Source organism: Sorangium sp. So ce385 (assembly GCF_051474135.1).
GTDB lineage: Bacteria > Myxococcota_A > Polyangia > Polyangiales > Polyangiaceae > Sorangium > Sorangium cellulosum_D.
In genome coordinates this window covers 12,787,785-12,811,823 of the sequence record NZ_CP150337.1, presented here as the reverse complement: position 1 = coordinate 12,811,823, position 24,039 = coordinate 12,787,785, and the positions used below count along the sequence as shown (strand labels likewise).

Sequence of the window (24,039 nt, the reverse complement as noted above, 5' to 3'; positions counted from 1 at the left end):
CATGCCGATTCGGCCCCCCGCGCTCGACGATCGCTCGTTCCACGACCTCGTGGAGGAGCTGGTCGCGCGCATCCCTGCCCACGCGCCCGAGTACACGGACCCCCGGGTCGGGGATCCGGGGCGGACGCTCATCGAGCTGTTCGCCTGGCTCGCGGACACGATGCTCTACCGGGCCAACCTCGTCCCCGAGCGGCAGCGCCTCGCGTTCCTGCGCCTGCTCGGCGTCCCCATGCGGCCCGCCGTGGCCGCGCGCGGGCTCGTGAGCGTGCAGCTCGACGAGGACCTCGCGGAGGCGCCGCGGATCCGGGCGCTCGCGCCGATCAAGGGCCCGGTGCCGTTCGAGACGCGGGACGAGATGACCGTCCTGCCGATCACCGCCGACGCCTTCGTGAAGCGCCCGATCCGCCCCGAAGAGGAGAGGGCCCTCGGGCCCGAGCTGCTCGCCCAGCTGCCGCTCGCCTACGGCCTCTCGTCGCGCGAGGGCCGGCCCGTCGCGCCGAAGTTCTACGTGACAACGCCCGTCTTCGCGGGCGGCGCGCCCGTGGCGGCCGGCCTCGACGTGATCCAGGAGACGGTCGACAGGTCGCTCTGGCTGGCGCTCCTCGCCCGCAAGCCGGAGCTCGTGGGGCCGGCGCGCGAGGCGCTCGGGAACGACCCGGAGGGGCAGCAGCGGATCCTCAACGTGGGGATCATGCCCGCCATCGAGGTCCCGCGGCCGCTCGAGGACGCGGAGCTGTTCGAGCAGCTCGCCCGCCGCAGCCGCATCCCCCACGTCTGGGAGATCACGACGGGCCGCGCGACCGGCGGCTCGCCCGGCGGCGCCGAGATGGTCGCGCTCGAGGTGATCAAGGACGACACCAGCGGCCTCACCCGCCGCGGGGTGATCCGCCTGGGGCTGCCGCGCGCGTCGCTGATCGGCGCGCCCGCGAACGACGTGCGCAACGACCCGGCCGCCGGCCTCGGGGACCGGCCGCCGCGGATCGACGACGCGAAGATCGCCGGCCGCGTGGTCGCCTGGCTGCGCCTCCGGCCGCTCGAGAAGGGGCAGCAGTCGCTGCGCCTCGGCTGGGTGGGCGTCAACGCGATCGAGATCGACCAGCGCGCGACCGTCACCGGCCGGATCCTCGGGACGAGCGACGACAGCGCCGATCAGGAGATGCAGCTGCCCGCCGCCAACGTCGACCCGGAGAGCCTGGTGCTCGAGGTCGAGGAGGACAACCTCGGGTTCGTGCGCTGGACGCAGATCGCCGATCTGGCCCTGGCCGGGCGGGACTCCGCCGTGTACACGCTCGATCCCGAGGCGAGCACCGTGCGCTTCGGCGACGGCGTGCGCGGGCGCATCCCGGGCGCGGGCAGGCGCGTGCGCGTGGCGGCGATGCGCGCCGGCGGCGGGCGGGCGGGCAACCTGCCGCCCGGGACCCTCAAGGACATGACCGCGTTCGACGCGCGGCCCCCGCACCCGCGCGTCCAGCGCAAGCTCAAGGTGGTGCAGAGCCTGCCCACCGACGGCGGGCAGGACGCGGAGCTCCTGGCGGAGGCCGAGCAGCGGATCCCCGGGATCCTCCGGCACCGGGACCGCGCGGTCACGGCCGACGATTTCCGCACGCTGGCCGTCGAGACGCCGGGCGTGCTCGTGGCCCGCGTCGAGGTGCTCCCGCGGTTCAAGCCGCACCAGCGAAGGAGCGAGGTGCCCGGCGTGGTGTCGGTGATGGTGCTGCCGTTCAAAGCGGAGCGGATGCCGCCCAACCCGCGGGCCGATCGCCCGTTCCTCGAGGCGGTGCACACGTGGCTCGACGCGCGGCGGCCGCTCGCGACCGAGCTCTACACCATCGGCTGCGAGTACGTCCCGCTCGCCGTCACCGTGGGGGTCGCGCTCCGGGACGGCTTCCCGCGCGACGAGCAGCTGCTCGCGGTCAAGGAGGCCGTGCGCCGGTTCCTGTGGCCGCTCGCGCCCGGCGGCGCCGGCTTCACCGGCTGGCCGCTCGGCCGCGCCGTGCGCGACCGCGAGGTGGAGACGGTGGTCGCGCAGGTGCCCGGCGTGTCCGAGGTCATCGGCGTCAACCTGTTCCGCAGGAAGGGGGCCGGCTGGGAGCAGGTCACCGAGCGCAACGCCACCGGCGGTTTCGTGCTCGCGCTGGAGCCGTGGCAGCTGCCCGAGCTGCTCGCGGTCGTGGCCGTCGCCGACGCGCCGCCGCCGGCCGGCGATCCGACGCAGATCCCGAACCCGTTCGCCGACGACGCGGACGCCGGCGTGGCCGTGCCCGTGGTCCCGGAGGTCTGCTAGCGATGGACGCGAACCTCCAGCGCCCGTTCCTCCTGGCCGACGACGAGCACTGGGCCAGGGTCGGCGAGCCGCCGGGCGTGCACTACGATCGCGCCCGCAGGGTCCTGCGCCTCACGTCGGCCCGCCGGGAGCTCTCGTGGCAGGAGGACGCGGACCGCGCCCGCTCCCTGGTCGAGCGCACCCCCGGCTCGATCGACCGCTTCGGCACCCGCGCCCGCTGGGACTCCGTGGGCCGGCGCGTGGTGGCCACGGGCGCCTTCCCCGACGAGGTCGCGATCTACACGCCAGAGCCCTCGGTCCTCGTCCACGACGTGGCCGTGGGCCACGACGACGTGCTCTACCTGGCGGCGGGCGGGGTCATCCTCAAGGACCTGCGCAACCGGTGGGAGCCCGTGACCCTGCCGCTCGCGCCGCTGAGCGCCTGGCGCCTCGCGCCCATCCCGACCGGAGGCGTGTACTGCCTGGATCGGGTGCTCTACCGGCTCGCCCGCGTCACCGGGCTCCCGCAGCGGTCGCGCGCGGCCTTCGCCGCCACGCCCGACACCTTCCGCCCCAAGACCGACGATCCCGATCCGCCGCGCGCCCAGGAGCTCCCCGGGGCCACGTGGCCGAGCGCGGAGTGGCCGGTGGCGATCGCCTGCAGCCCCGAGGGGAGGCTGGCGCTGCTCACCTGGGTGCCGGGCGCCGACGCGCACCTCCGGATCCTGGGCGAGGACGACCGGCTCGGCGCGCCCGCGCGCCTGCGCGGCGTCCGCTACCCGTACGGCATGGTCTGGGTGGGGAGCGACAAGGTCGCGGTGCTCATCGCCCGCAGCGACGCGCAGGGCGCCGAGGAGGCGCCCGTCTACCCCGTGGCCGCGGGCGCGGGCGCGGTGGACCCGGTGGGCGACCTCTACCCGCTCCGCGGCCTGTCGCCGTCGCGCGCGGACCGGCCGCTCGCGGCGTGGCCGATGTTCCTGCACACGACGCTGCCGACGCCGCAGGTCGCGACCCCCGAGGGGCCGCGGCCGCTCGTGCCGATCTCGTGGCCGAGCTTCGCGGCCGTGGGGGAGGCGCGCAACGACCTCGGCCACCGCGTGATCGACAGCGGCGACGCGCAGGCGGTCTGGCATCGCATCTACCTCGAGGCGGCCATCCCGCCGGGGTGCGGGGTGAAGGTCCTGCTCGCCACGAGCAACGAGCTCGCGGTCCCCGGCCCGGACGCGGCGTGGCACGAGCACCGCTTCGGCGCCGTCGCGGGCGACGCCGCGCCCGGCGTGCCGCAGGGCGTGTGGCTCTCGCAGCCCTCGGAGATCCCGTTCCACCCGGGGCTCCTGCCGTGCGAGCGGCGCCCCCACCGCGCGGGGACGTGGACCGCGCTCGTCCAGCGCCCGCAGTTCCGGGTGCGCTCGCTGGTCGGGCGCTACCTGTGGGTGCGGATGGAGCTCCACGGCGACGGGCGGAGCACCCCGGAGGTCGCGGCGCTGCGCGTCTACAGCGGCCGCCGCTCCTACGTGAAGAGCTACCTGCCCGAGCTGTACCACGAGCAGGTCTTCGGGCCCGACGCCGACGCCCACGGCCCCGACGTCACGGCCACGCCGGCGGACTTCCTGGAGCGGTTCCTCGGGAACTTCGAGGGGATCCTCACGCCGATCGAGGATCGGATCAAGCACGCGTGGCTGCTCACCGACGCCGCCGGAGCGCCCGAGGAGGCGCTGGAGTGGCTGGCGAGCTGGATCGGCTTCACGTTCGCCGCCGCGGTCCCCGCGGAGCGGCGCCGCGCCCTGCTGCAGAACGCGATGGAGCTCTACCGGCGGCGCGGCACCCTCGACGGCCTCCGGCTGGCGCTCGACCTGGTCACCGACGGCGGGGTCGAGCGGGGCGACATCGTGGTGTTCGAGGACTTCCGCCTGCGGCGCACGTTCGCGACCATCCTCGGCGCCAACCTGGTCGAGGTGGACGATCCGCTCCTGCCGGGGCTCTTCGTGAGCGGCAATTCGTTCGTGGGAGATACGTTGTTCCTCGGCGACGAGAACAACAAGGAGTTCCTGGCGCTGTTCTCGGCCGATCTCCCCGTCACGCCGGCCGAGGCGTCGGCCGTGGCGCAGCTCTTCGACCGGCTGGCGCACCGCGCGACGGTGCTCGTGCACAACGAGGTCGATCCGCAGGACCTCGGGCTCATCCGTCAGATCGTGGATCGCGAGGCGCCGGCGCACGTGGCCGTGCAGGTGCTCACGGCGAGCCATCGGTTCCTGGTGGGGATGTCCTCGCTGGTCGGCGTCGACACCTACCTTGGCCGCAAGCCCGGCTTGCGGCCGGTGCGCGTGGACGCGAGCCGGATCGGGGTGCGCGACCGGATCGAGCACCTCCCCAGCCTGGATCCGCGGCTGGGCCACTCGCCGTCGTCCATGCAGCCTATCGCGCGCGTCGCGCCGGTCCCGCCGCGGGCGTTCGGCGCGCCGTTCACCCTCGACGGCTCGGCGTCGCGGGCCGCGCCGGGGCGGCGGCTGGTCCGATACCACTGGATGCTCCGGCGGTGAGCGGCGCTCACGGCGAGGAAGGCGGGCTTCATGGCGAATTTCGAGCAGAACAAATCGATAGAGACCGTCGAGAATCACGTGGAGGTCACGCCCACGCGCGGCCTGCCGCTCCAGCCGGGGCTGCACGTGTTCCAGCTCGTGGTGGAGGACCAGGCCGGCAACCGCTCCGCGCCCGCGAGCATCGAGGTGATCATCCGCGACACCACCGCGCCGACCGCCGTCCTCCGGCTCGTGGTGCCCGACAAGGAGAACCCCGACGCGTGGCCGGAGGCGGGGAAGCCGTTCGCGCTGTCGGCCGAGGGGTCGAGCGACTTCGGCGGCGGCCCGATCGTCAAGTATATCTGGACGCTGGTGTCGGCGCCGGTCAGGCCCAGGGTGCCGCCCATCGTCCTCGATCCGTCCATCGTCCTCGATCCGTCCGTGGTCAGGCCGCCCGTCGAGCCGCGCGACCCGGTGGTGGTCAATCCGCCGGTGGTCAGGCCGCCCGTCGAACCGGTCAACCCTGTGGTGGCCAATCCGCCCGTTGTAACGCCGCCTGTCGGTCCGACCAACCCTGTGGTGGTCAATCCGCCCGTTGCAACGCCGCCTGTCGGTCCGACCAACCCTGTGGTGGCCAATCCCAATGTCAGGCCGCCTGTCGGTCCGACCAACCCTGTGGTGGCCAATCCCAATGTCAGGCCGCCCGTCGAGCCGCTCAACCCGTCGGTGCGCAATCCGCCCAGTCTCAGGCCGCCCATCGGTGTGCCCATCTCACCCGGCCGGGATGAGTTCATCGGCGTGTCGCATGACGAGCCGATCGACCGGCCCGGCGTCCCGCCCCGGCGGCGCGAGGATCGCTAGGCCATGGTCAAGCTCGAGATCCGGCCCAACGAGACCAAGGCGACGGACGACCCGAACGTCCAGCTCACGCTGCAAGAAGGCGTTTACCGCTTCCAGCTCGTCGTGGAGGACCAGGCGGGGAATCAGAGCAAGCCGGTGGAGCTGGACGTCGTGGTCCGAAACCCCGTTCGGTCGACCTTTCCGCAGTGACGAGGAGACACGATGAGCACGCGTCCTGACAGCCTCGACCAGCCGACCGATCCCGACCGCGTCTTCTACGAGCAAGGGGTCATGCTCGACAAGGAGGACTTCCGCGCCGAGCAGGACTACCACCGCGGCCGCCTGGCCCGCGCCCTGGCGTTCCTCGACGGCAGCGGCACCGTGGCGGGGCTCGAGGTCACCGTGGTCCCGCCGCCGGAGGAGGGCGTGAGCCCCGACGCGGAGGAGGTGCACGTGGGGCCCGGGCTGGCGCTCGATCGGATCGGCCGGCTCGTCGAGGTGCCGAGCATGCCGAACGCCCTGCCGGGGCGCTGCATCCGCCTGAGCAAGTGGCTGGAGTTCCAGGAGGCGGGCCGCGCCAAGGATCAGGCGGGCTTCGAGCGATCGGAGCGGCTGCGGAAGGCCTTCCACCCCGAAGGCGACCCTGGCACCGCGCCGGGGCACCTGGTCGTGGACGTGTTCCTCCGCTTCGCCGCCTGCGGCCGCGGCAAGACGCCGGCGTTCGCGGCGGGGCCGTTCGACGCGCTGGACGCGGTGCAGCCGTCCCGCATCCGCGATGGATTCGAGCTCACGCTGGTGCCGCGCGAGGAGGCGGAGCCGCCGCTGCCGCAGAGCTACTGGGCGGAGGTCGCGTCGCTGCCCCAGCCCGAGCGGGCCGCGCGGCTGCGCCAGCTGATCTTCGGCGCCTGGGACCGCTTCCGCCCGCGAAAGCGCAGCGACCCGTTCGCGAACGACCCTGTCGTGCCGGACTGGCTCGATCCCCAGAACGACAAACACTGGCTCTTCCTGGCGCGGCTCCGCATCCCGTGCACCGACGGGGGGATCGACCGTCCGGCGGTGCGGGACGCGACCCGTCCGGTGGAGGTCCGGAACGAGGATCGCGCCTTCGTCTACACCGCGGCGGCGCTGGCCCAGCTGCTCCTCTGAGGCGGGAGCGGGCCCGGAGGGCCCGACAGGAGGCGTGGATGATCGATGTAAAAGCTCTCTTCACCCCGTTCCGCAGTCTCGCTCGGTTGAGCCTCGATCACATCGGCGCCCACGAGATCGAGCGATACCGCCGGGCGGGGACCCTGGTGGTGAACCCGGCGCGGCGGCGCCCGCGCTACTTCGACGGCCGGTTCCTGGCGGCCCACGACCTCACGCGAGAGCAGGACTATTTCCTCGACCGTCAGGCCGATCTGGCCCGCGCCACGGGGCCGGGCGTGCTCCACGGGCTGATGGTCACGCGGGTGGACGACACGACCGTCTCCATCTCGCCCGGGACCGGGGTCACCCCCGCTGGCCAGCTGGTGGTGCTCCGCCGCGACGACGACACCGCGGGCGGGCTCGCCGTCAACCTCGCCGACGTCACGCGGATGATGCAGCTCGACCGGGCCTTCCGCCTCGACGGGGTGCCGAACGAGCCGGCGCGGCGGCGGTCCGGCCTGTTCGTGCTGGCGCTGCGCCCCGTGGAGTTCACCGCCAACCCGATCGCCGCATACCCGACCTCGGTGAACGAGCGGCGGGCCGTCGACGACGGCGAGATCATCGAGGCGGTGGCCGTGACGCTGGTGCCTTACCGCGACGATCACGCCGAGCTCGACCCGCTGCAGCAGCGCGCCCACGCGGCCCGCCGCATCTTCGTCGAGCGCGCCGCGGGGGGCGTGCCCGCGGAGGCGCTGCCCCTCGCGATGGTCCACCTCGATCGGGGCTTCGTGATGTGGATCGACGTCGACATGGTGCGGCGCGAGGTCGGCGGAGAGCACGCCGGCGCGGCGGGGTTCGGCCTCGCCCCGCGCGGCCTGCGCGAAGCCTACGTGCTGCAGCAGGAGGCCCACCTCGTCGAGGCGATGAACGAGCGCAGGAGCCGCCCCGGCGGGCTCCGCTTCTCCGCCGCCGAGGTGTTCCGCGCCCTGCCGCCGGCCGGGCAGCTGCCCCTCGGCGCCGTGGAGCGGGCGGGGGACCTGCGCTACACGCAGAGCTTCTTCCCGCCGCAGATGCCCTGCGCGATGGCGCTGGTGCCGGACGACGAGGTGCCGGCGCTTGTCGACGAGGCGCTGTGGCTCCCGCCCATCGATCTCATGGCGCCGCCCGGGGATCTGGATTTCACCAGCATCCTCGTGCTCCTCCCGGCGCCGCGCGAGCTGCTCGGGAGCGACCGCCGCCGCCTCGCCGTCGAGCTCTCTCCGGCGGCGCCCGGCGTGCTGATCCGGCGGCAGCCGGTGGACGTGTTCCGCAGGCTCCTGCCGCGCCTGCCGACGACGGCGGCGCGCGCGCTCGGCACGCCGGCGGTGCGCCCGCCGATCGCCGCGGACCCGGACCGCGCGCTCGAGGGGGAGGACGCGGAGCGCGATCACGCGCTCGACCTGCGCTGGCAGCAGGCGCTCGACCGCGTGGCCACCCTGGGCGAGCGCCTCTGGTACGTGCGCCGCCGGACGCTCCAGGGGCGGCACCTCGGCGTCGTGCCCGGGTCGGATCCGCCGCGGTTCGCGGATCCCGCCCGCGAGGACACGGCGCCGGCCGACTTCCGCGCCGACGAGTCGCACCCCGTCTCCGCCACAACGTCCCCTCCGCCGGAGGAGTAGGCCGCCATGACCTCGCTTGTTGACCCCACCCTCGGTCCCGATCGCGCGTCGCTGGAGGATCTCTCCCCCGACGAGATCCACGACATGCAGCAGCAGGGGACGCTCGTCGTCGACGCGCGGCGCGCCCGCTCCCACTACTTCGACGGCCGCTTCCTGGCCGCGCGGGATCTCCTCCGCGAGCAAACCTACTCCCTGTCGCGCCAGGCCGACCTCTCGAGCGCGGGCGCCTCCGGGGTGATCCGCGGGCTCGAGGTGCGCGCCGCGTCCGGCCGCCGGCTCACGATCTCCGCGGGCCACGGCACCACGTCCGCCGGCGAGCTCACGGCGCTCGACGCGCCCATCGTCGTGGAGGTGGACGACGTGAGCGAGCTCGCGCAGCTCGACGCCTCGTTCGGCCTCTCGACCGCGCCCGCGGCGCCGCCCTCGGCGCGCACGGGCCTCTACGTGCTCGCGCTCCGGCCCGTCGAGTACGTGACGCGATCGATCGTCAAGTACCCGACGACGGTGGACGGCAGGCGCTCGAGCGAGCTCGCGGACATCGTGGAGGGCGTGGCGCTGACGCTCATCGCCTACCGCGACGACACGGCGGAGCGCGACCCGTGGAAGCAGCGCTCCCACGTCGCGCGGACGATGTTCCTGGAGCAGGCTGCCCGCGGGATCCCCCCGGAGACGCTGCCGCTGGCGATGCTCTCGCTCGAGCGCGGCTACGTCCGCTGGGTCGATCCCTACCTCGTCCGCCGCGAGATCGGCGCCGAGCACGGCGGCGTGGTCGGCTTCGGCGTGGCGCCCCGGGCGCTGCGCGAAGCCCACCTCGCCCAGTACGACGGCCAGCTCCGGGAGCTCGTGGCCGAGCGGCAGTCGCGCGGCGGGCTGCGCTTCGCCGCCGCGGACCACTTCGAGGTGCTGCCCCCCGCCGGCCGGATGCCGGCGGCCGCCATCGATCCCAAGGACTTCACGCAGCACTTCTTCCCGGCGCAGATGACCGTGGACCTGACCATCGTCACCGAGGACGAGGTCACGGTGCTCGTCGAGGAGAGCCTCGCGCTGCCGCCCATCGACGTCCGCGGCGACGCCGAGGACCTCGACTTCACGACCCTCCAGGTGCTGATCCCGATGTCGCGCGCCTCGCTCCGGCGCCTGCGCCTCGAGACGACGCCCCGCCCGCTGCGCCTCGTGCCGCCGCTCCTGGTCCGCCGCAAGCCCATCGACGTGCTCAACGCCCTCACCCGCAGGGCGCCCGCGCCGAGCGCCATGGTCACGGCGAACCCCAGGGCGGCGATCGAGGCTGCCTGGCGCGAGGCGCTGGCCGCCGTGAGCGACCAGCTGCTCTGGTTCGTCCGGCGCCGCACCCTCGAGCTGCGGGCCACCGAGCTGTTCGCTGGAGCGAGGAGAGGGACATGAAGGTCATCCCCATCGAGAATCCCCTGGCCGGCGAGCGGGTGGTGGCCGTGCATCCTGCCCTCGCGCCGCAGGTGGACGGCGGGTGGCGCCGGCGGCTCCACCTGTACACGGGCCGCACGCTCAGCGACACCGCGCTCCAGGCCGAGCAGCAGGGGCGCGCGGGCCGCCTCGCCACGCTCGGGCAGGTGCTCTCGCCCGGCGTGGTGACCGGGCTCGAGATCGATCTCGAGCTCCGCGCGCCGTCGGACTCGGCGCCGGAGGGGCGCGCGTTCCTGCATGTGGCGCCCGGGATGGGCCTCGCGTGCTCGGGCGAGGACGTGGCGCTGCCGCGCGCCCTGCGCGTCGACGTCGCCGACCTGCGCGCGCCGCCGGGATCGTTCGGGACCTCGCCCGACGAGGCGTCGCCGCGGATCCCGCCGGGCACGAGGCTCGGTGTGCTCGTGCTGCAGCCCTCCGTGGTGCGCGGCGCCGGCAACCTGGATCCGACGAACCCCTGCGACTACGACGAGAGCGAGGGCGCGTTCGCCGACGAGCAGACGATCGACGCCGCGCGGCTCTTGCTGCTCCCCTGGAACCCGAGCTGGGCCGAGCTGCCGGAGAGCGGACCTGCCTTCCGCAACCGGATTGCGTTCACGATCTTCGAGCTCGAGCGGCTCCAGGGATCGGAAGATCAACACCCCTGGGAGGTCTTCGGCGTCCCCGTCGGCCTGCTGGCGTTCGAGGACGGTGTGCCCCTGTGGGTGGACCGTTACTCGGTCGTGCGGCAGGGCGGCAAGGCCAAGCGCCGGCGGCCCTTCGTGACCCACGACGCGCTCCGCACGGGGACGCCTTTCCTGTGGCAGGCGCGCATCCAGCAGTTCGCCGAGCAGCTCGCCGGCATGCCGCCCCTCGATCCCGTCTTCACGGGCCAGCACATCGCCCACTTTGCCGCCCTGCCGCCGGCCGGGATGCTCCCCCGGGACGCCATTTCCTTCGACCCGCTCGGGAGCGCGGCCAACCGGTTCTTCCCGGCGGGTTTCCGGATCAAGGCGGCGCCGCTGCCGCTCGAGCAGCTCGACCAGGTGATCCAGCGCTGCGCCTCGCTCGCGCCCCTCGCCACCGGCAGCGCCGAGGACGTCCTGGTGATCGCGCCGGTGCCCCAGGCCGTGTACGAGCCCAGGTTGCTGATCGAGGAGCAGGTCGATCCCATCTTCCAGCGCACCATCGACTGGTTCCAGTTCGAGCGGCACGGCTGGCGCTTCCGTCGCGCGCTGCTCCGGCGCGATCACGCCGCGCTCGTCCGCGCCGCGGACGGCGGCGAGGCGGTGCCCGTCCATCCCGACCCGGATCCCGAGGCCCTCGAGCAGCCGGAGCTGCCGGCGCTCCCTGGCGCGCTGCCCGAGAAGCTGCCGGACCCCGCGAAGCTCGGGGACTACCAGGGCGGCCTGCCGCCGCCGCCGGAGCCGAACGACCCGCCGACCCAGGCCTGGGAGGGCGAGGAGCGCTACGGCGTGGAGGGCGCCGATCAGGGCGCCGTCAGGGCGCTGGAGGACCTGCGCGTCGCGCTCGGCATCGGCGAATACGAGGACGAAGACCCCGAGGCCGACCCCGGCGATTCCGGTGCGGTACCGACGAAGAAGATCCGGCGCGGCCGGGTGTTCTCGAAGGAGGAGATCGACGATCTCGAGAGCGGCATGGGGCTCGACGCCTTCATCAAGAAGATCGAGGCCAAGCTCGCGAAGGCGGACGACACCATCGATTTCTCGTTCCTCAAGGGGCAGGCGAACATCTACCGGCTGCGGCAGTTCATGCTCGGCAACATCGCCGCCACGCGCCTCGCGTCGTCGCCGATCCTCACGTCGATCGCCAAGGGCGCGAGCGCCGCCGCCGTGACCGACGAGGTGAACAAGTTTTATCTGTCGGTGAAGGGGAAGCCGCCGCCCGGCACGGTCGTGCCGCCTGGAACGGCCGCGCCGCCGAAGACGAGCGGCGCGCCTCGACCCCAGCCCAGGGACCTGGAGCGGCGCGAAGCAGCGCCCACCGGTGCGGCGCCGAGCTCGACGTCCTACGGCGCGGTGACGGGCGCCTCGCTGGTGTCGGGGCGGACCGCGAGCTTGGCGCAGCTCCAGCCTTCCGGCGCGGCGACGGCCGCTTCGCTGCTGGCGTCGGGCCGGGCCTCCAGCTCGGCGGCGTTCAGGGCTCCCGACACGGTGATGACCGGCGCCGCGCGGGTGCCGTCGAGCGTGGCCTCGATCTCGACGACGTCCTGGCGTTCCAGCGGCGTGGCGGGCGCCTCGCTGGTCTCGCCGGAGCTGTACTTGACCCCGGAGGCGTTCCAGCCTGCGCCGACCGCGACGCTCGATCCCGGCGTGATCGCTGACCTGATCACCGCGGGGTCCCTCCTTGGCGGTGGAGGGTTCCAGTTCCAGCCGCCCGCCGTGCTGCCATCCCAGATCTACCTCCCGCCGCCGCCGGCGCGGGACATCGTGCAGAAGGATCAGCCGATCGTCGGCGAAGGCGCCTACGACTTCCGGACGGTCAGCATCGCGGAGCGCATCGAGGCCTCGCCGGGGCGCGACTCCAAGAACTATGCGGTCGCGGCGCGGACCGAGGCGCTCGAGGCGATTCGACTGCTCAGCGAGGAGAAGATGAACGTCGAGGATATCCCGGTCTTCGGCGTGCCAGAGTGGGACAAGAACCGCCAGCCGCTGTTCCATCTGCCGTTCCTCTACCCGGACGGCACGGAGACCGACAGGCAGGAGGAAGGCAAGACGGTGGACAACCCCCGCGCCGGGCTGGTCAAGCGGCTGCCCGCTCCGGTCAGCCTGGGTCGCATCTTCAAGGGCAAATATTTCGGCGGCATCGAGCGGATCCTGCGCGACCCGGCAGGCAGGGACGCTGACGAGGGCAACCTCTACTCGGACGCCGCGCTGATCGTCGAGCACGCGATCGCCACCTTGCGCGCGGTGGAGGCGCGCATCGTCGCGTATCGGGCCGATCTGGAGAGGTGCAGGCAGGCGCTCCGCGTGATCGACCAGAACAAGGACGCTGCCGCGAGGCGCCTCGCCGTGATCGGCGGGGAGCTCGGCGAGGTCCGGCACAAGCTGGCCACCGCCCGCGCGCTGCTGCGCGACGAGCAGGATCGGGTCGGCCAGATCAACCAGCGCCGGGCCAAGGTGCTGAGCGAGCACCTGGGCTTCCTCGCCTACGTTCGCCCCCGCTTCGCCGAGGCGATGGTGGACGCGCCGATGTTGAGCCTGAACCCGGGGGTGTTCGCGGCCCCGGTCCCGGCCTGCCTGAACGCCCACGCGGACGCGCCCGAGGAAATCGACGAGATGGTGCAGCTCCTGCGCGAGGCGCCGCTGTCGTGGTTCACCCACGTTCCCCGGATCCTCGACAAGCTCGATCGGGTGGAGCTGCTCCACGGGACGCTGGCCATCGCCAAGATGCGCGCCCAGGTCGTGCGCGTGACCGAGGTGCAGCCAGCGACGTTCCGGCAGCGCGCGCTGCCTGGGCGCTTCGGGCAGGCGATCGTCAACGCGACCCAGGCGCAGCAGCGGGCCGTGGGGAACGTCCGCCTCCAGGTGGCGCAGCTCGACCTCGCCCGCTTCGCGGGCCTCGGCTGGAAGGAGACGCGCGAGCACGCCAAGCACGTGCTGTCGCTCGGCGACTTGATCGAGGCCAACCACGGGCGCTCGCTCGTCGCCGACGCGGCGGCGCGCGAGCTCGCGCAGATCGGCCGGATCGCCGGCTGCCTGCACGCCCAGGCGTCGGACGTGCTGCCCGCGATCCGCCTCGAGTGGGCCGAGCGGCTCAGCCAGTACGAGGGCGAGGACGTGAGCCTGCGCGACCTCACCGTGCTCCCCCGGTGGGGCGAGCTCCCCTATGTGGAGCGCAAGGAGATCGAGGGGCTCGTCGACTGGCTGTACGGCCGGATCGACCCCGCCCGCGCGGAGGGGCTCGCCTGGATGAACGATCTCGTGCGGGTGTGTCTGCTGCTCGCCAGCCACGCGCCGGTCGACGAGATCATCGCCGGCGCGGTCGTCGACGACACGCCGGTGCATCCGGGCAAGACGGTCCCGGTCACGATCGATCCGATCCGGGTGCGCCTCGGGATGAAGGTGATGTTCTTCAAGGGGCAGGAGATGGTCGCCCACGGGGTGGTCGACGACCTGGTGGGCAACCAGGCCCGCGCCCGGATCGCCGAGGCGAGCGCGCACCTGGTGCTCACCAAGGGGGCGACGGCGCGGTTCGTGGATCCGATGGCGCGGACGGCGCCGTCGTTCTTCCGGCGGGGGTAGCGCTCCTTCGGAGCGCCGGGAGCGGCGCCGTCGCCGTCGTCGCTCTCGTCGGGGAGCGGCGCCGCGGCCGTCGTCGCGCCCCGGCGCGGGCGTCGGGGCGAGCCGGCGAGCTCAGTCCGCGGTCGGCGGCGGCTTTCCGGTCAGGCGCGCGAGGACGTCCTCGGCCGTGCCGGTGTCGGGGACGGCGAGCTCCTCACCGAGGCGGCGGATCATCGCCTGCACCTCCGGCGGCGGCTCGCCGCCGGGCTGGCGCATGGCCTCGAGCAGCGCCGGCAGGATGTTGTCGCCGAGCTCGCCGAGCACCCGGGAGACGGCGCGGACGCCCTCGACCGGCGGCGCCGTGGCGCCCGCGGCGCCGGCCTCGAGCGCCTGGGCCGCGCGGGCGGCGGTCTCGGGATCGATCCCGCCGCGGCGCCCCGCGGTGCGCAGCACCTCGAGCACGATGGGCGTCATCGTGTCGGCGAGCGGCTTCCACTCCGGCGGCATGGGCGGCGCTGCGTCCTCGTCGGGCGGCTCGGCCGGCGCGCCGACGGCGCCGCGCAGGTCGGCGCCGGTGAGGTCGGCGCCCTCGAGATCGGCGCCGGTGAGGTCGGCGCCGCGCAGGTCGGCGTCCGTCAGCACCGCGCCCCGCAGCCGCGCGCCGCGCAGGTCGGCGCCGCGCAGGTCCGCGCCCGAGGCAGAGGCGCCCTCGAGGTCGGCGCCGCGCAAGCTGGCCCGCGAGAGGTCGGTGTCGGTGAGCACCGCGCCGCGCAGGTCGGCGTCGTCGAAGCGGGCGCCGCGGGCGGTGCTGTTCTCGAGGCGCGCGCGCGCGAACACCGCGCGCGCCGCCCGGGCCTGATCCAGGTCGCACATGCGCAGGACGGCCTCGGTGAAGTCGGCCTCGTCGAGCCGCGCGTCGCGGAGCGTGCAGCCCTTCCAGTGCGCCGACACGAACGACGCGCCGCGCAGGTCGCCCTCCTCGAGATCGAGGCCGTCGGCGCGCAGCCGCCCGAGCTGCGCGCCGCGCAGGTCGGCGCGCTTCAGGACGACGTCGCGCGCGGCGCGGCGCCGGTCGACGAGGTCACGGAGCATGGTGATGGCGTCGGTGGTCACGCGGGTCAGGCCTTGGCCGGCGGCTCGAAGATCGCTCCTCTGGCGCCGCGAAAGCTGGCTCCGGCCAGGGAGCGCTTCGGTCCGGGAGGCCAGCGCTCCGCATCGATAGGGTCGAAGCGCGCGCCCTGGGCGCTCTCGACCGGGACGCAGGCGTTTCCTTCGACGCCGAGCGTGGGAGCGCCGTGACGGCGGAGGACCGCGACGATCCCGGGCGCGCCGGCCGCGGGGACCCCCGTGAAGCGGGCAATCGTGGAGAGGTGCATCAGCGGGCTCCTGTCGTCGCTTCCTGCCGGCGCTGCGAGTCGTGGTCCGATGGGTTGGGTCACGCGGCCCGACGCCGGATCGACGTATACCATGGTGCTGCCGCCGCTCAGGGCGCCGTCGGGGCGCGGCTGCGGCGGGTCCCCGCCGAGGTTCGGTCTGCACCCCCGACGAAGCGCGCGGCGGGCGACGCCGCCGGCGGCAGCGGGCGAGCGCCCACGACAGCCGTGTTCATCCCGCGCCATCGCCATCGTGGGACATCAAGCGCGCGGAAGGCGCTTCCAGAGTGGTTCACCGAAGCGCTTCTCATACAACTTGAGGATCGCGCCGCGCGCGTCCGAGCCCGGGTTGCTGACCTCAACGGGCTCTCGGACGAGCTCTGGCTCATCCATTACTCTCAGGTAGTGCTCCTCACCCTTCTCGACGATGCGGTACGCGATATCGTCGATGGCGTCCTCTGAAAGTCCCTCGAGATAGGGGAGGAAGTCATCACCCTTCAGATCGGCGATCATCTCCTCATACGTCTGGTACAGGTCTACGACCTCCTGCTGATCCATCGCGTTCAGCTTCGCGTCGAACGCTGCTCGGTCTTCCTTGAACAGGCGAACGAAGGGCCAGAAAGCATCCCATCTGTCGACCGGTTCCATGTCTCGTCCTCCTTCACAGTTCGCGTCAGTAGAATTTTTCTACGCCCCGTGTCCGAAGTTGCTCGCGCCACCGCGAGATCGCGCGCGACACAGCGGCTTGGTTGACGCCGAAGCGTCGAGCGATCTCGCGCTGCGACGGTCTCGGGGTCTCCTGTAGCATGGCTGCGAGCTCGTCCATTTCGATCTTGCCACGCGGGGGCCTCGGCGTTCCGGTGCCGCGCCCCGGCGGTAACAAGTACCCTTTCGACGGACCTTCGCCCCACTCCCACTCCCAGCCCTCGCGACGCAGCCGGCTGGTGGCGCTCGACGGCAACACCTCGAACGGCGTTCCTGGACCTTCCCGGCCGAGGCGTCCCCGTCCCTGGCTGCCGGGCATCGTCGTATAGTCCCAGGGCATGATGTGACCGGCGTCCTGCATCCGAGATCTCAACCTCGACTCGTAAACGTCCAGATCTTGTCTGGTGCGCACTTCAGCGCTCGTGATCCTCGTGACCTCCAGATCCAGCGTCAGGCCGAGCTCCGATGCCGCTCGAGCGTAGCGACCGAACCGTGCATTCGCGGCATCACCCGAGAACGTCTGCCCGACCTTGACGACCGCTCCTGTATTCGCGTCGCGCAGCACGTAAATCAGCGGTGAATTGTCGGGGACGCCGGGGAGATCGTGGTTGCCGACGCGCATCCGCGGGATGGACTCGGTGTCCACTCCGAGATCGTTCGTGCGGACCCTCGACCTCTCCGTGGATCCGGGGCGCGGGGGCTCGAAGACGTCTGTGGGGTTGAGCTCCCTGCCGAGCGAATCGCGCCGACTGCCGATGCGATGCAGCGCATCCGCGATTTCACCGCTCGCCGTGATCGCGTCGCGATGGGATGTCGTCGCGCCCTCGATCCCCGCCTCGATTTGCCCGACACGCTCGTGTAGGTCTTTCAGCTCCTGGCGGACGCGTGCGTTCTCCGGCGTGTCGGGGATCGAGTTGCGAATGCGTTGGAGGCGCGCCTGGATGTCGCCGCATGCGGAGCTGCAGATCTCGCACTCGATGTGACCATTGCGTTCCCGGAAGTAGACCTCGTGATCCTCGTCACCAACCCGCGTCTGACGCCGCGTCGACTGCGCGAGCTCGGTATCCGGGACGTCGTGGGTCGTCCCAGCCGATTCTGGCGCTCGCGCGCGGGCCTCGGGGGTCTCGTCGGCCGGTCGCGCGCGGGCCTCGGGGGTCTCGTCGGCCGGTCGCGCGCGGGCCTCGGGGGTCTCGTCGGCCGGTCGCGCGCGGGTCTCGGGGGCCTCGTCGGCCGGTCGCGCGCGGGTCTCGGGGGTCTCGTCGGCCGGTCGCGCGCGGGTCTCGGGGGTGTCGCCAGGCGGCCGCGGTCCCACCGGCGGCGCAGGCTCGCCGCCGCCGATGCGCGTGCCGAGGCGCTCCATACGGCTGTTGACCCACTCACCGACGCCGCCCGGATCGAAGCTGCGGAAGCGATCGAGCGCGCCGCCGAAACCCGACCTCGGCTCAGCCGGCGCCGCGGCGCCGTGGGGTGCTCCGCGCCGCGACATCCGCGCGGCGAGGGCGGCGCCGGCCGCCGACGACACGGCGCGGTTGAGATCGAACTTCTGACCGGTGATGCCCGACATCAGGAGCTCGAGGCCGATCCCGAGGCCGGCGCCGCCGGCGATCTGCGCGACCGCCGCGCGCCGGGCGGCGGCGGCGCCCGGTCGCGGAGCTGTGCCATCGGGGCCGGCGCCGTGCGGCGCCGCGCCGTCGGGGCCGGTGCCGCGCGGAGCGCCGCCCTCGGGCGCGCCGGCGTGCGGCGTCGGCGTGTCGGGCGCGCCGGCACGCGCGTGCGGGACGTCGGCGGTCGGGTGCGGCGCGGGCGCCCCCGCGTGCGGCGCAGGCGCCCCGGCGTGCGGCGCAGGCGCCCCCGCGTGCGGCGCGGGCGCCCCCGCGTGCGGCGCCGCGACGTGCGGCGCGGCGGCGTGCGGCGTCGGCGCGCGGGGGCGTGCCGGCGTGGCTCGGAAGCTGACGCCCGACATGGCGCCGGCCATGACGAAGCCCTGCCAGTTGAACTCCTGGCCGAAGGCGACGTAGCCGATCGCCTGGGTGATCGCCTCGGCCACCAGGTCGCCGCCGACGGTGATCGCCACCTGCGTGGCGACGCGCGCCCCCGCCGCGCCCGCCGCCGCCGCGAGCCCGCCGGCGCCGAACCCGATGGCGCCGCCGATCGCGCCGCCGATGGCGCCCATGATCATCGCCTGGCCCACGCCCTCGTGCCACGCCTGGCCCGAAGCCCAGTTGTTGATGATCTGGATCAGCCCGGCGCTGATCGCGCCCACGATCGCGCCAACAAGGACGACGGCGAACAGGCTCGCGCCGGCGCCGAGCGTGGCGATGCTGATCGCGGCCGCGGCGATGATGACCAGCACCACCAGCACGATGGCCACGACGCTCTTCCACGCCGGCTGCTCCTTCTCGGCGGCCTTGCGCGCCTCGGTGGCGATCTTGCCGTCGAGCTTGGCCAGATCGCCGCCGAGCTGCCGGTCGAGCTCGCCGAGGGAGCTGGCGATGGCCTCGTCGACCTTGGTGCCGATGGTGGTCAGCGCCTCATCGAACCGGGTGACCGCCTGCTGCATGGTCGAGACCCCTTGGCTCGACATCTGCTGGCACTGGGTGACGTGCTGAGTGGTGAGCTGCCCGAACGCGCTCGACGCCCCGGCCATCAGGCCGCTCATCTGGCCGGCGAAGCCCGACTCGGCCTGGGCGGTCAGCTCGTCATTGCTCGCCGTGATGCCGGTCAGCGCCTCGATCGCCTGACCGCCGAGCTCGGCCGTGCGCGACTCGGCGCCGGCCGCGCCCTCCTCCATCTTCGCGAGCAGCAGCTCCATGCCGCCGCCGAGCGAGGCCTCGATGGTCCCGAGCGCGGTCGCGACCGCGACCGGATCGGGCGCGCCGCCTCGACCGAGCCGCTCGCGCAGGCCGCCGAGCGTCTCGTCGAGCGAATCCATGGCGGCGCCGATGCTCCGGGCGAGCGCCGCGGCGCTGGCGTGCGCGAGCTGCTCGACCGCGAGCTGCTTGAGGTAGCCGCTGTCGTTGACGGCCTGGCGCTGCGAGAAGCCCTGCGCGGTGAGCGAGCGCACGGCGGCCGCGAGCGCGGCGTCGATGGCGGCCAGGTTCTGCGTGCGCGCGGCCGAGAGCCCCGCGTGCGCCTGCATGCGCGCGCTCTCGAGGTTCGAGACGAGCTGCTCGAGCGACGTGTCGAGCGTGGTGTTGACCTGGCGTGCGCCCGAGATGACCGCGCAGCGGTACTTCTTGCGCAGGTCCTTGAGGTCGTAGCCCTTCTTGTTGGCCGTGCGCAGGAAGCCCTTCTTGTAGCCGGCGGCGGTCTTGCAGGCGGCGTCCTGCTGCGCCTTGGCGCGGCGCACGGTGAGGCAGCCGTCCCAGAAGCCGTCTTCGGCGTACATGCGGTGCTCGTTGCCGGGCCCGGCCTTGCAGCGCTCGTACTGCCGCACGTGCTCCTGGGCGCGCGCGACGGCGCGCCGGGTGTACTCCGGCCCCTTGTCCTCGTGCTGCGTGCGGCCTGCGGCGAAGCGGGCGTTGACGTCCTCGAGGCCGGTGGTCTCCTTCTCGTCGATCTGCTCGACCGTGGTGGCGTGCTCGCCCTCGAGCGCCTGGATGGCGCTCTCCGTCTCGGCGTCGACGGTGGCGGCGCTCGAGGCGTACTCGGCCTCGACGTGCTCGCGGGCCTGCGCCGCCCCGGCGTGGGCGAGCTCGATGGCCTGGCCGATGCGGGCGCTGATCGACTGCTTCTCGATCTCGATGGCCGCGCCGATGTTCGCGCTGGTGGCGCTGGCGAGGCCGCCGAGGCGGGCGGGCACGTCGGAGCGGACGAAGGCGACGGCGCGGCCGATGTTCACGCCGATCCTGGCCATGAACTCGCGCACGAGCCTGGCGGTGGGCTCGCCGCGCTCGCCGAACGAGATGCCCTGGGTCAGGCGCGGGGCGCGCGCGGAGACGCCGTCGAGCACGTCGAGCGAGCCGTCGTAGTCGGCCCAGGCCGCAGCGCGCTGGGCCTCGGCATCGGCGATGGGGCCGTCCATGGCGCCGTCCTGGGAGGCGCTCTGGTCCGCGGCCGTGGATGCGGCCTGAGACATCTGGCGGACCTCGGGGCTCGCGGAGGCGCCGCCCTCGGCGCCCTCGGCCGCCGGTCCTCCGGACGCGGCGTCGGCGCCCGGCGCCGCTCCGCCGCCCTCGCCGCCGCTGCCGGCGCGCGCTGCCAGGGTCTCGGTCTGGGCCGCCATCTGCTGGCCGCCCTGGGCGACGGCGGCGGCCTCGGGCCCGCAGTCGTCGGCCTCGTCCTGCCACGCCTCGAAGGTGACCGACGCCTCCTCCTCGGACTGGGTGCTGCGCTGATCGGACGTGGGCTCGGCGTCCGAGGTGCGCGGAGGCGCCGGCTGGTGGAAGCAGGGCGCGTTGATCCCGCCGCCGGCGCCGCCCTCGCCGGCGCCGCCCTCGCCGCCGCCCGCTGCCGTGGCGGGCGCCGCCCCGCCGCCGGTCTCGACGCCCTCGGGCGGCGCCTCCGCCGGCTCGCCCTGCTCGGCTTCCTCGGCCACCGACGCCCCGGTCTCGGCGCCCTCGCTCTCCCCGCCGCTCGCGCTTCCGTCCGCGGGGGCCGCTCTAGCCGCGCCCGACGACGGGACCTCGACCGGCGCCGGCTCCGGCTCGCGCAGGCGCTCGGCCACCGACGTGATCTGCCGCTGGACCGGCGGCGTCACCGTGGACGAGCCCGGCTGCGCGACCTCGTCGAGCAGCGGCTCGGCCGAGCGGCCGCCGACGACCGCATCGGCGACGCTGTCGGCGTGCCGCTCCCACCGATCGCCGGCGCGGCCGACGCCGCCCTGCAGCTTCAGCCCGGCGCGCTGCTGCACCACGTGCGCGGCCTCGTGGGCGGCGAGCCGCAGATCCGGCGGCGCGCGGAACGCGATGCGATTGCCCGAGGTGAAGGCCAGGGCGTTCATGCGCTGGCTGGCGCCAGCGGCCCGCCCGCCGATGGACGTGCGGACGTGCGAGACGTCGTGGCGCCCGAACGCCGCCTGGATGCGCTCGCCGTGCGGCAGCGGCTGGCTGGCGCCCGCGAGGCCCTCGCGCGCGGTGCTGTGGACCAGCTGCGGGCTGCGCGACGCCGGCTGCGGGCCGCGCGACGCCGACGCGGCCCGCTGCTGCACCGCGCTCGGGGCCGCGGCGCGCCCCGGCGCCTCCGCGTCCTCCTCGGCGTCGCAGGCGTCGCATTTCGACTGCACCTCGCCCTGGCCTTCGTCCTCCTCGGCGTCGCAGGCGTCGCATTTCGACTGCACCTCGTCGGTGCAGGTCGGGGCGCTGTGCTCGCCGCAGCTCCACGTCTGCACCTCGTCGGTGCAGGTCGGGGCGCTGTGCTCGCCGCAGCTCCACATCTGGAGTGGGGCCTCGTCCTCGGCGGCGCACGCGTCGCACTTGCTCTGCACCAGCGCCTGCACGTAGCGCGGCGACCCGGCAGCGCTCGCCTCCGGCGCCGCGGCCTCCGCCTTGCTGGCCCGAGCTGCGGCCGTCGTCTGCTTCTGCGCGAGCGGAGCCGGGGTCATGGCGCCTCCTCGTTCACGATCGGCGTGGCCTCGCCCAGCTCGCCGGGCAGCGTGCGGCCGAGCTTGCGGTACTCGACGGCGAGGCCGGTCACCAGGTCGGGCAGGCGGACGCGGCGGCCGGCCCGGCGCGCGAGCAGGCTCGCGCACAGCACCGCGTTGCGCACGTGGCCGCCGGCCAGATCGCACGTCGCCGCGAGGCGGTTGAACGTCGCCGGCTCGAGCTCGTGGTGCTCGCCGAGGTGCGCGCGCCACAGCGCGCGCCGCTCCTCCGGCCCCGGCGGCGGGAAGTCGATCACGGCGTCGAGGCGGCGCGTGAACGCGGCGTCGATGCGCGTGCGGCTGTTGCTGGTCAGGAGGACGATGCCGTCGAACGACTCGATGCGCTGGAGCAGGAAGTTGGTCTGGGAGTTGGCGAAGCGATCGTTGGCGTCCTTGACGTCGGTGCGCTTGCCGAACATCGAGTCGGCCTCGTCGAAGAGCAGGACGACCTCCTCGTGCTCGGCCTGGCCGAGGAGCGCGGCGAGGTTCTTCTCGGTCTCGCCGATGTACTTGCTGGTCACCGCGGCCAGGTCCACGCGGTAGAGCGGCGCGGCCAGCCGGCTGGCCAGCCAGCTCGCGGCGAAGGTCTTGCCGGTGCCCGACGGGCCGACGAAGAGCGCGCGCACGCCGGGGCGGTGGCGGGCGCGCATCGCCGCGCCCAGCCCGTCGACCAGCCCGTCGCGGCTCCTGCAGCGCAGGAGCAGGAGCTCGAGGTCGCGGCGCAGCGGCGCGCTGGTGACCAGCGCCTGGTCGGGGACGTCGTCGGCGATCGGCTCGGCCAGGCCGCGCAGCCCCGGCCCCTCGCTCGTCCAGGCGGCGGCGCGCACGTGGCGGCGCTCGACCGCGCGCGCCCCCTCCAGGCGCGCGGCGCGACGGGCCGCGCGGCCGAGCTGGGCGATGCGGCCGGCGCCGTGCCGGTGCTCGGCGCCGAGCGCGTCCGCGAGCGCCGCGTCGTCGAGCGCCGCCCGCCACAGCGCGGCGCGCTCGTCGGCGGACGGCACGGTGAGGCGCCAGCTCGGGATGGCGACGCTGTCGCGATCGAAGCTGCCCTCGAGCCCGGCCAGCACGAGGAGCGGCCCGAAATAGCCCGGCAGCGCCGGCAACCGGTGGCGCTCGCTCGGCCCGCTGTCGCGCGCGAACACCGGCACCAGGCCGCGCAGCGACAGCGCCACGCCGAGGCCGGCCGGCGGCTCGCCCTCGATGAACGCCGCGTCGTACCCGAGCGCCGCGGCCACGGCGGCGCACGCCGCACGCCCCTCGGCGACCGACGGCGTGCGCACCACCAGCGCGGGCTCGTCGGCGGTGAACGCGGCGGCGTGGCGGGCCGCCTCGGCGAGCGTCGACGCCGGCAGCGCCACCGCCGGCCGGGCGCCGACGGTGACGCCGGCGACGGGCGTGTCGCGCCCGCGCAGCGCGGCGAGCACCGGCGGCGGCAGCGCGAGGCGCCGCTCGCATTGCATCTGATCGTCGCCGCGCAGCGCGAAGACGCCGGCCCTGCTGGCCGGCCCGTCGAGCAGCTCGGCGTACGCATCGTCGGGGGTCGTCGCCACCGCCGCGAACGCCGCGGCGGCCAGCCCCACCAGGAGCCGCGATCCCGTGACCGGCGCCTGCAGCGCCGTGATCAGCCGGATCAGGAGCTGATCTTCCTCCATCGCGGCCAGGAGCGCGACCGTGAGCTGCTCGACGCGCCCGAGCCCGAGCATCGCGGTGAGCGCCGCGACCCCGAGGTCCTCCTCGGGCACCGGCGCGGCGACGTCGAAGGACCGCCACCACTCACCGGCGAGCGCCGGCTCGCGCTCCGCGACGGCGGCGACCTCGGGGCCGCTCAGGCCGGAGCGCCGGGCCACGTCGAGCAGCGCCGCGGTGGCCAGCGCGACCAGCGGAGGGCGCTGCGCCTCGGGCTGAGGCGTCCGCGCTGCGATGCTGGCGTCGCGCGCCGCCGGCATCGCATCCGGGCCGACGGCATAAGGCGGAACTCGCATTCATGTCCTCGTCATCCCCCCGCGGGACAGGCATTGCGCAGGTATTCGCCAGCGAAAATTCCAGTGTGCGCCCTTCGCGTTCTGGGGCGATTACCCGGTGTCTTCGGAACGAACTCAAGCGAAATCGTCCAGCCGCGCATCGCGGCGCCGAGCCAGGACGAGGGGCGAGACCTGCTCCGACCATGAGCGCAGATCCTCGTGGCCGTCCCGGCGCGGTCGTGAGACCGTCTCCCGCCGTGAGCGCGGGGGGCACGCGATGAGCTTTGCGGTGCAACGGAAGCGCGCGCTGGCGCGGGCCCACGCCGGCGGCCGACGTGAGCGCCGACGATGCCT

The 24,039-nt window shown here is 74.1% G+C and carries 13 protein-coding genes; 8 read left to right on the top strand and 5 right to left on the bottom strand.

What is annotated here, in order from left to right; translation table 11 throughout:
• The first annotated feature begins 1 nt into the window (after position 1).
• From WME83_RS46925 to WME83_RS46890, 8 genes are read left to right on the top strand one after another with little or no spacing between them, the layout of a single operon-like run.
• Positions 2 to 2,284, top strand: coding sequence for a putative baseplate assembly protein (locus tag WME83_RS46925; RefSeq protein ID WP_437316215.1), 2,283 nt, complete (start codon positions 2 to 4; stop codon positions 2,282 to 2,284).
• A gap of 2 nt (positions 2,285 to 2,286) precedes the next feature.
• Positions 2,287 to 4,803: a phage tail protein gene (locus WME83_RS46920; RefSeq protein WP_437316214.1), complete on the top strand. Its 2,517-nt coding sequence runs from the start codon at positions 2,287 to 2,289 to the stop codon at positions 4,801 to 4,803.
• Positions 4,804 to 4,833: 30 nt separating this feature from the next.
• Positions 4,834 to 5,643, top strand: coding sequence for a hypothetical protein (locus WME83_RS46915; protein ID WP_437316213.1), 810 nt, complete (start codon positions 4,834 to 4,836; stop codon positions 5,641 to 5,643).
• A 3-nt stretch (positions 5,644 to 5,646) separates the two neighbouring features.
• Positions 5,647 to 5,832, top strand: a complete 186-nt coding sequence (locus tag WME83_RS46910) for a hypothetical protein (protein WP_437316212.1) — start codon at positions 5,647 to 5,649, stop codon at positions 5,830 to 5,832.
• A 12-nt stretch (positions 5,833 to 5,844) separates the two neighbouring features.
• Positions 5,845 to 6,768: a hypothetical protein gene (locus tag WME83_RS46905; protein ID WP_437316211.1), complete on the top strand. Its 924-nt coding sequence runs from the start codon at positions 5,845 to 5,847 to the stop codon at positions 6,766 to 6,768.
• A 38-nt stretch (positions 6,769 to 6,806) separates the two neighbouring features.
• Positions 6,807 to 8,405 (top strand): hypothetical protein, encoded by a 1,599-nt coding sequence (locus WME83_RS46900; RefSeq protein ID WP_437316210.1) that lies wholly within the window; start codon positions 6,807 to 6,809, stop codon positions 8,403 to 8,405.
• 6 nt (positions 8,406 to 8,411) lie between these two features.
• Positions 8,412 to 9,806 carry a hypothetical protein gene (locus WME83_RS46895; protein WP_437316209.1) on the top strand — a complete coding sequence of 465 codons (1,395 nt, stop codon included), beginning with the start codon at positions 8,412 to 8,414 and terminating at the stop codon, positions 9,804 to 9,806.
• On the top strand, positions 9,803 to 14,086 hold the full coding sequence (locus WME83_RS46890) for a hypothetical protein (protein ID WP_437316208.1): 4,284 nt from the start codon (positions 9,803 to 9,805) through the stop codon (positions 14,084 to 14,086). The genes WME83_RS46895 and WME83_RS46890 overlap by 4 nt, the downstream gene beginning before the upstream one ends.
• A gap of 111 nt (positions 14,087 to 14,197) precedes the next feature.
• On the opposite strand, the gene WME83_RS46885 is transcribed toward WME83_RS46890, so the two are convergent.
• The 5 genes from WME83_RS46885 to WME83_RS46865 form a co-directional block, all read right to left on the bottom strand.
• Positions 14,198 to 15,178 carry a pentapeptide repeat-containing protein gene (locus WME83_RS46885; RefSeq protein ID WP_437316207.1) on the bottom strand — a complete coding sequence of 327 codons (981 nt, stop codon included), beginning with the start codon at positions 15,176 to 15,178 and terminating at the stop codon, positions 14,198 to 14,200.
• 5 nt (positions 15,179 to 15,183) lie between these two features.
• Positions 15,184 to 15,441, bottom strand: a complete 258-nt coding sequence (locus WME83_RS46880) for a hypothetical protein (protein ID WP_437316206.1) — start codon at positions 15,439 to 15,441, stop codon at positions 15,184 to 15,186.
• Positions 15,442 to 15,699: 258 nt separating this feature from the next.
• Positions 15,700 to 16,086: a hypothetical protein gene (locus tag WME83_RS46875; protein ID WP_437316205.1), complete on the bottom strand. Its 387-nt coding sequence runs from the start codon at positions 16,084 to 16,086 to the stop codon at positions 15,700 to 15,702.
• 25 nt (positions 16,087 to 16,111) lie between these two features.
• Positions 16,112 to 21,685 (bottom strand): eCIS core domain-containing protein, encoded by a 5,574-nt coding sequence (locus WME83_RS46870; protein ID WP_437316204.1) that lies wholly within the window; start codon positions 21,683 to 21,685, stop codon positions 16,112 to 16,114.
• A complete protein-coding gene (locus WME83_RS46865) occupies positions 21,682 to 23,706 on the bottom strand; it encodes an ATP-binding protein (protein ID WP_437316203.1) in 2,025 nt (674 codons plus the stop codon). The genes WME83_RS46870 and WME83_RS46865 overlap by 4 nt, the downstream gene beginning before the upstream one ends.
• Between the last annotated feature and the right edge of the window lie 333 nt (positions 23,707 to 24,039).

Bases quoted from the DNA above. Each gene is read 5' to 3' on its own strand.
- WME83_RS46875 (WP_437316205.1), bottom strand. From the start codon at position 16,086: ATGGAACCGGTCGACAGATGGGATGCTTTCTGGCCCTTCGTTCGCCTG.
- WME83_RS46880 (WP_437316206.1), bottom strand. From the start codon at position 15,441: ATGCACCTCTCCACGATTGCCCGCTTCACGGGGGTCCCCGCGGCCGGC.
- WME83_RS46920 (WP_437316214.1), top strand. From the start codon at position 2,287: ATGGACGCGAACCTCCAGCGCCCGTTCCTCCTGGCCGACGACGAGCAC.
- WME83_RS46915 (WP_437316213.1), top strand. From the start codon at position 4,834: ATGGCGAATTTCGAGCAGAACAAATCGATAGAGACCGTCGAGAATCAC.
- WME83_RS46895 (WP_437316209.1), top strand. From the start codon at position 8,412: ATGACCTCGCTTGTTGACCCCACCCTCGGTCCCGATCGCGCGTCGCTG.
- WME83_RS46905 (WP_437316211.1), top strand. From the start codon at position 5,845: ATGAGCACGCGTCCTGACAGCCTCGACCAGCCGACCGATCCCGACCGC.
- WME83_RS46925 (WP_437316215.1), top strand. From the start codon at position 2: ATGCCGATTCGGCCCCCCGCGCTCGACGATCGCTCGTTCCACGACCTC.
- WME83_RS46910 (WP_437316212.1), top strand. From the start codon at position 5,647: ATGGTCAAGCTCGAGATCCGGCCCAACGAGACCAAGGCGACGGACGAC.
- WME83_RS46870 (WP_437316204.1), bottom strand. From the start codon at position 21,685: ATGACCCCGGCTCCGCTCGCGCAGAAGCAGACGACGGCCGCAGCTCGG.
- WME83_RS46865 (WP_437316203.1), bottom strand. From the start codon at position 23,706: ATGCGAGTTCCGCCTTATGCCGTCGGCCCGGATGCGATGCCGGCGGCG.
- WME83_RS46900 (WP_437316210.1), top strand. From the start codon at position 6,807: ATGATCGATGTAAAAGCTCTCTTCACCCCGTTCCGCAGTCTCGCTCGG.
- WME83_RS46890 (WP_437316208.1), top strand. From the start codon at position 9,803: ATGAAGGTCATCCCCATCGAGAATCCCCTGGCCGGCGAGCGGGTGGTG.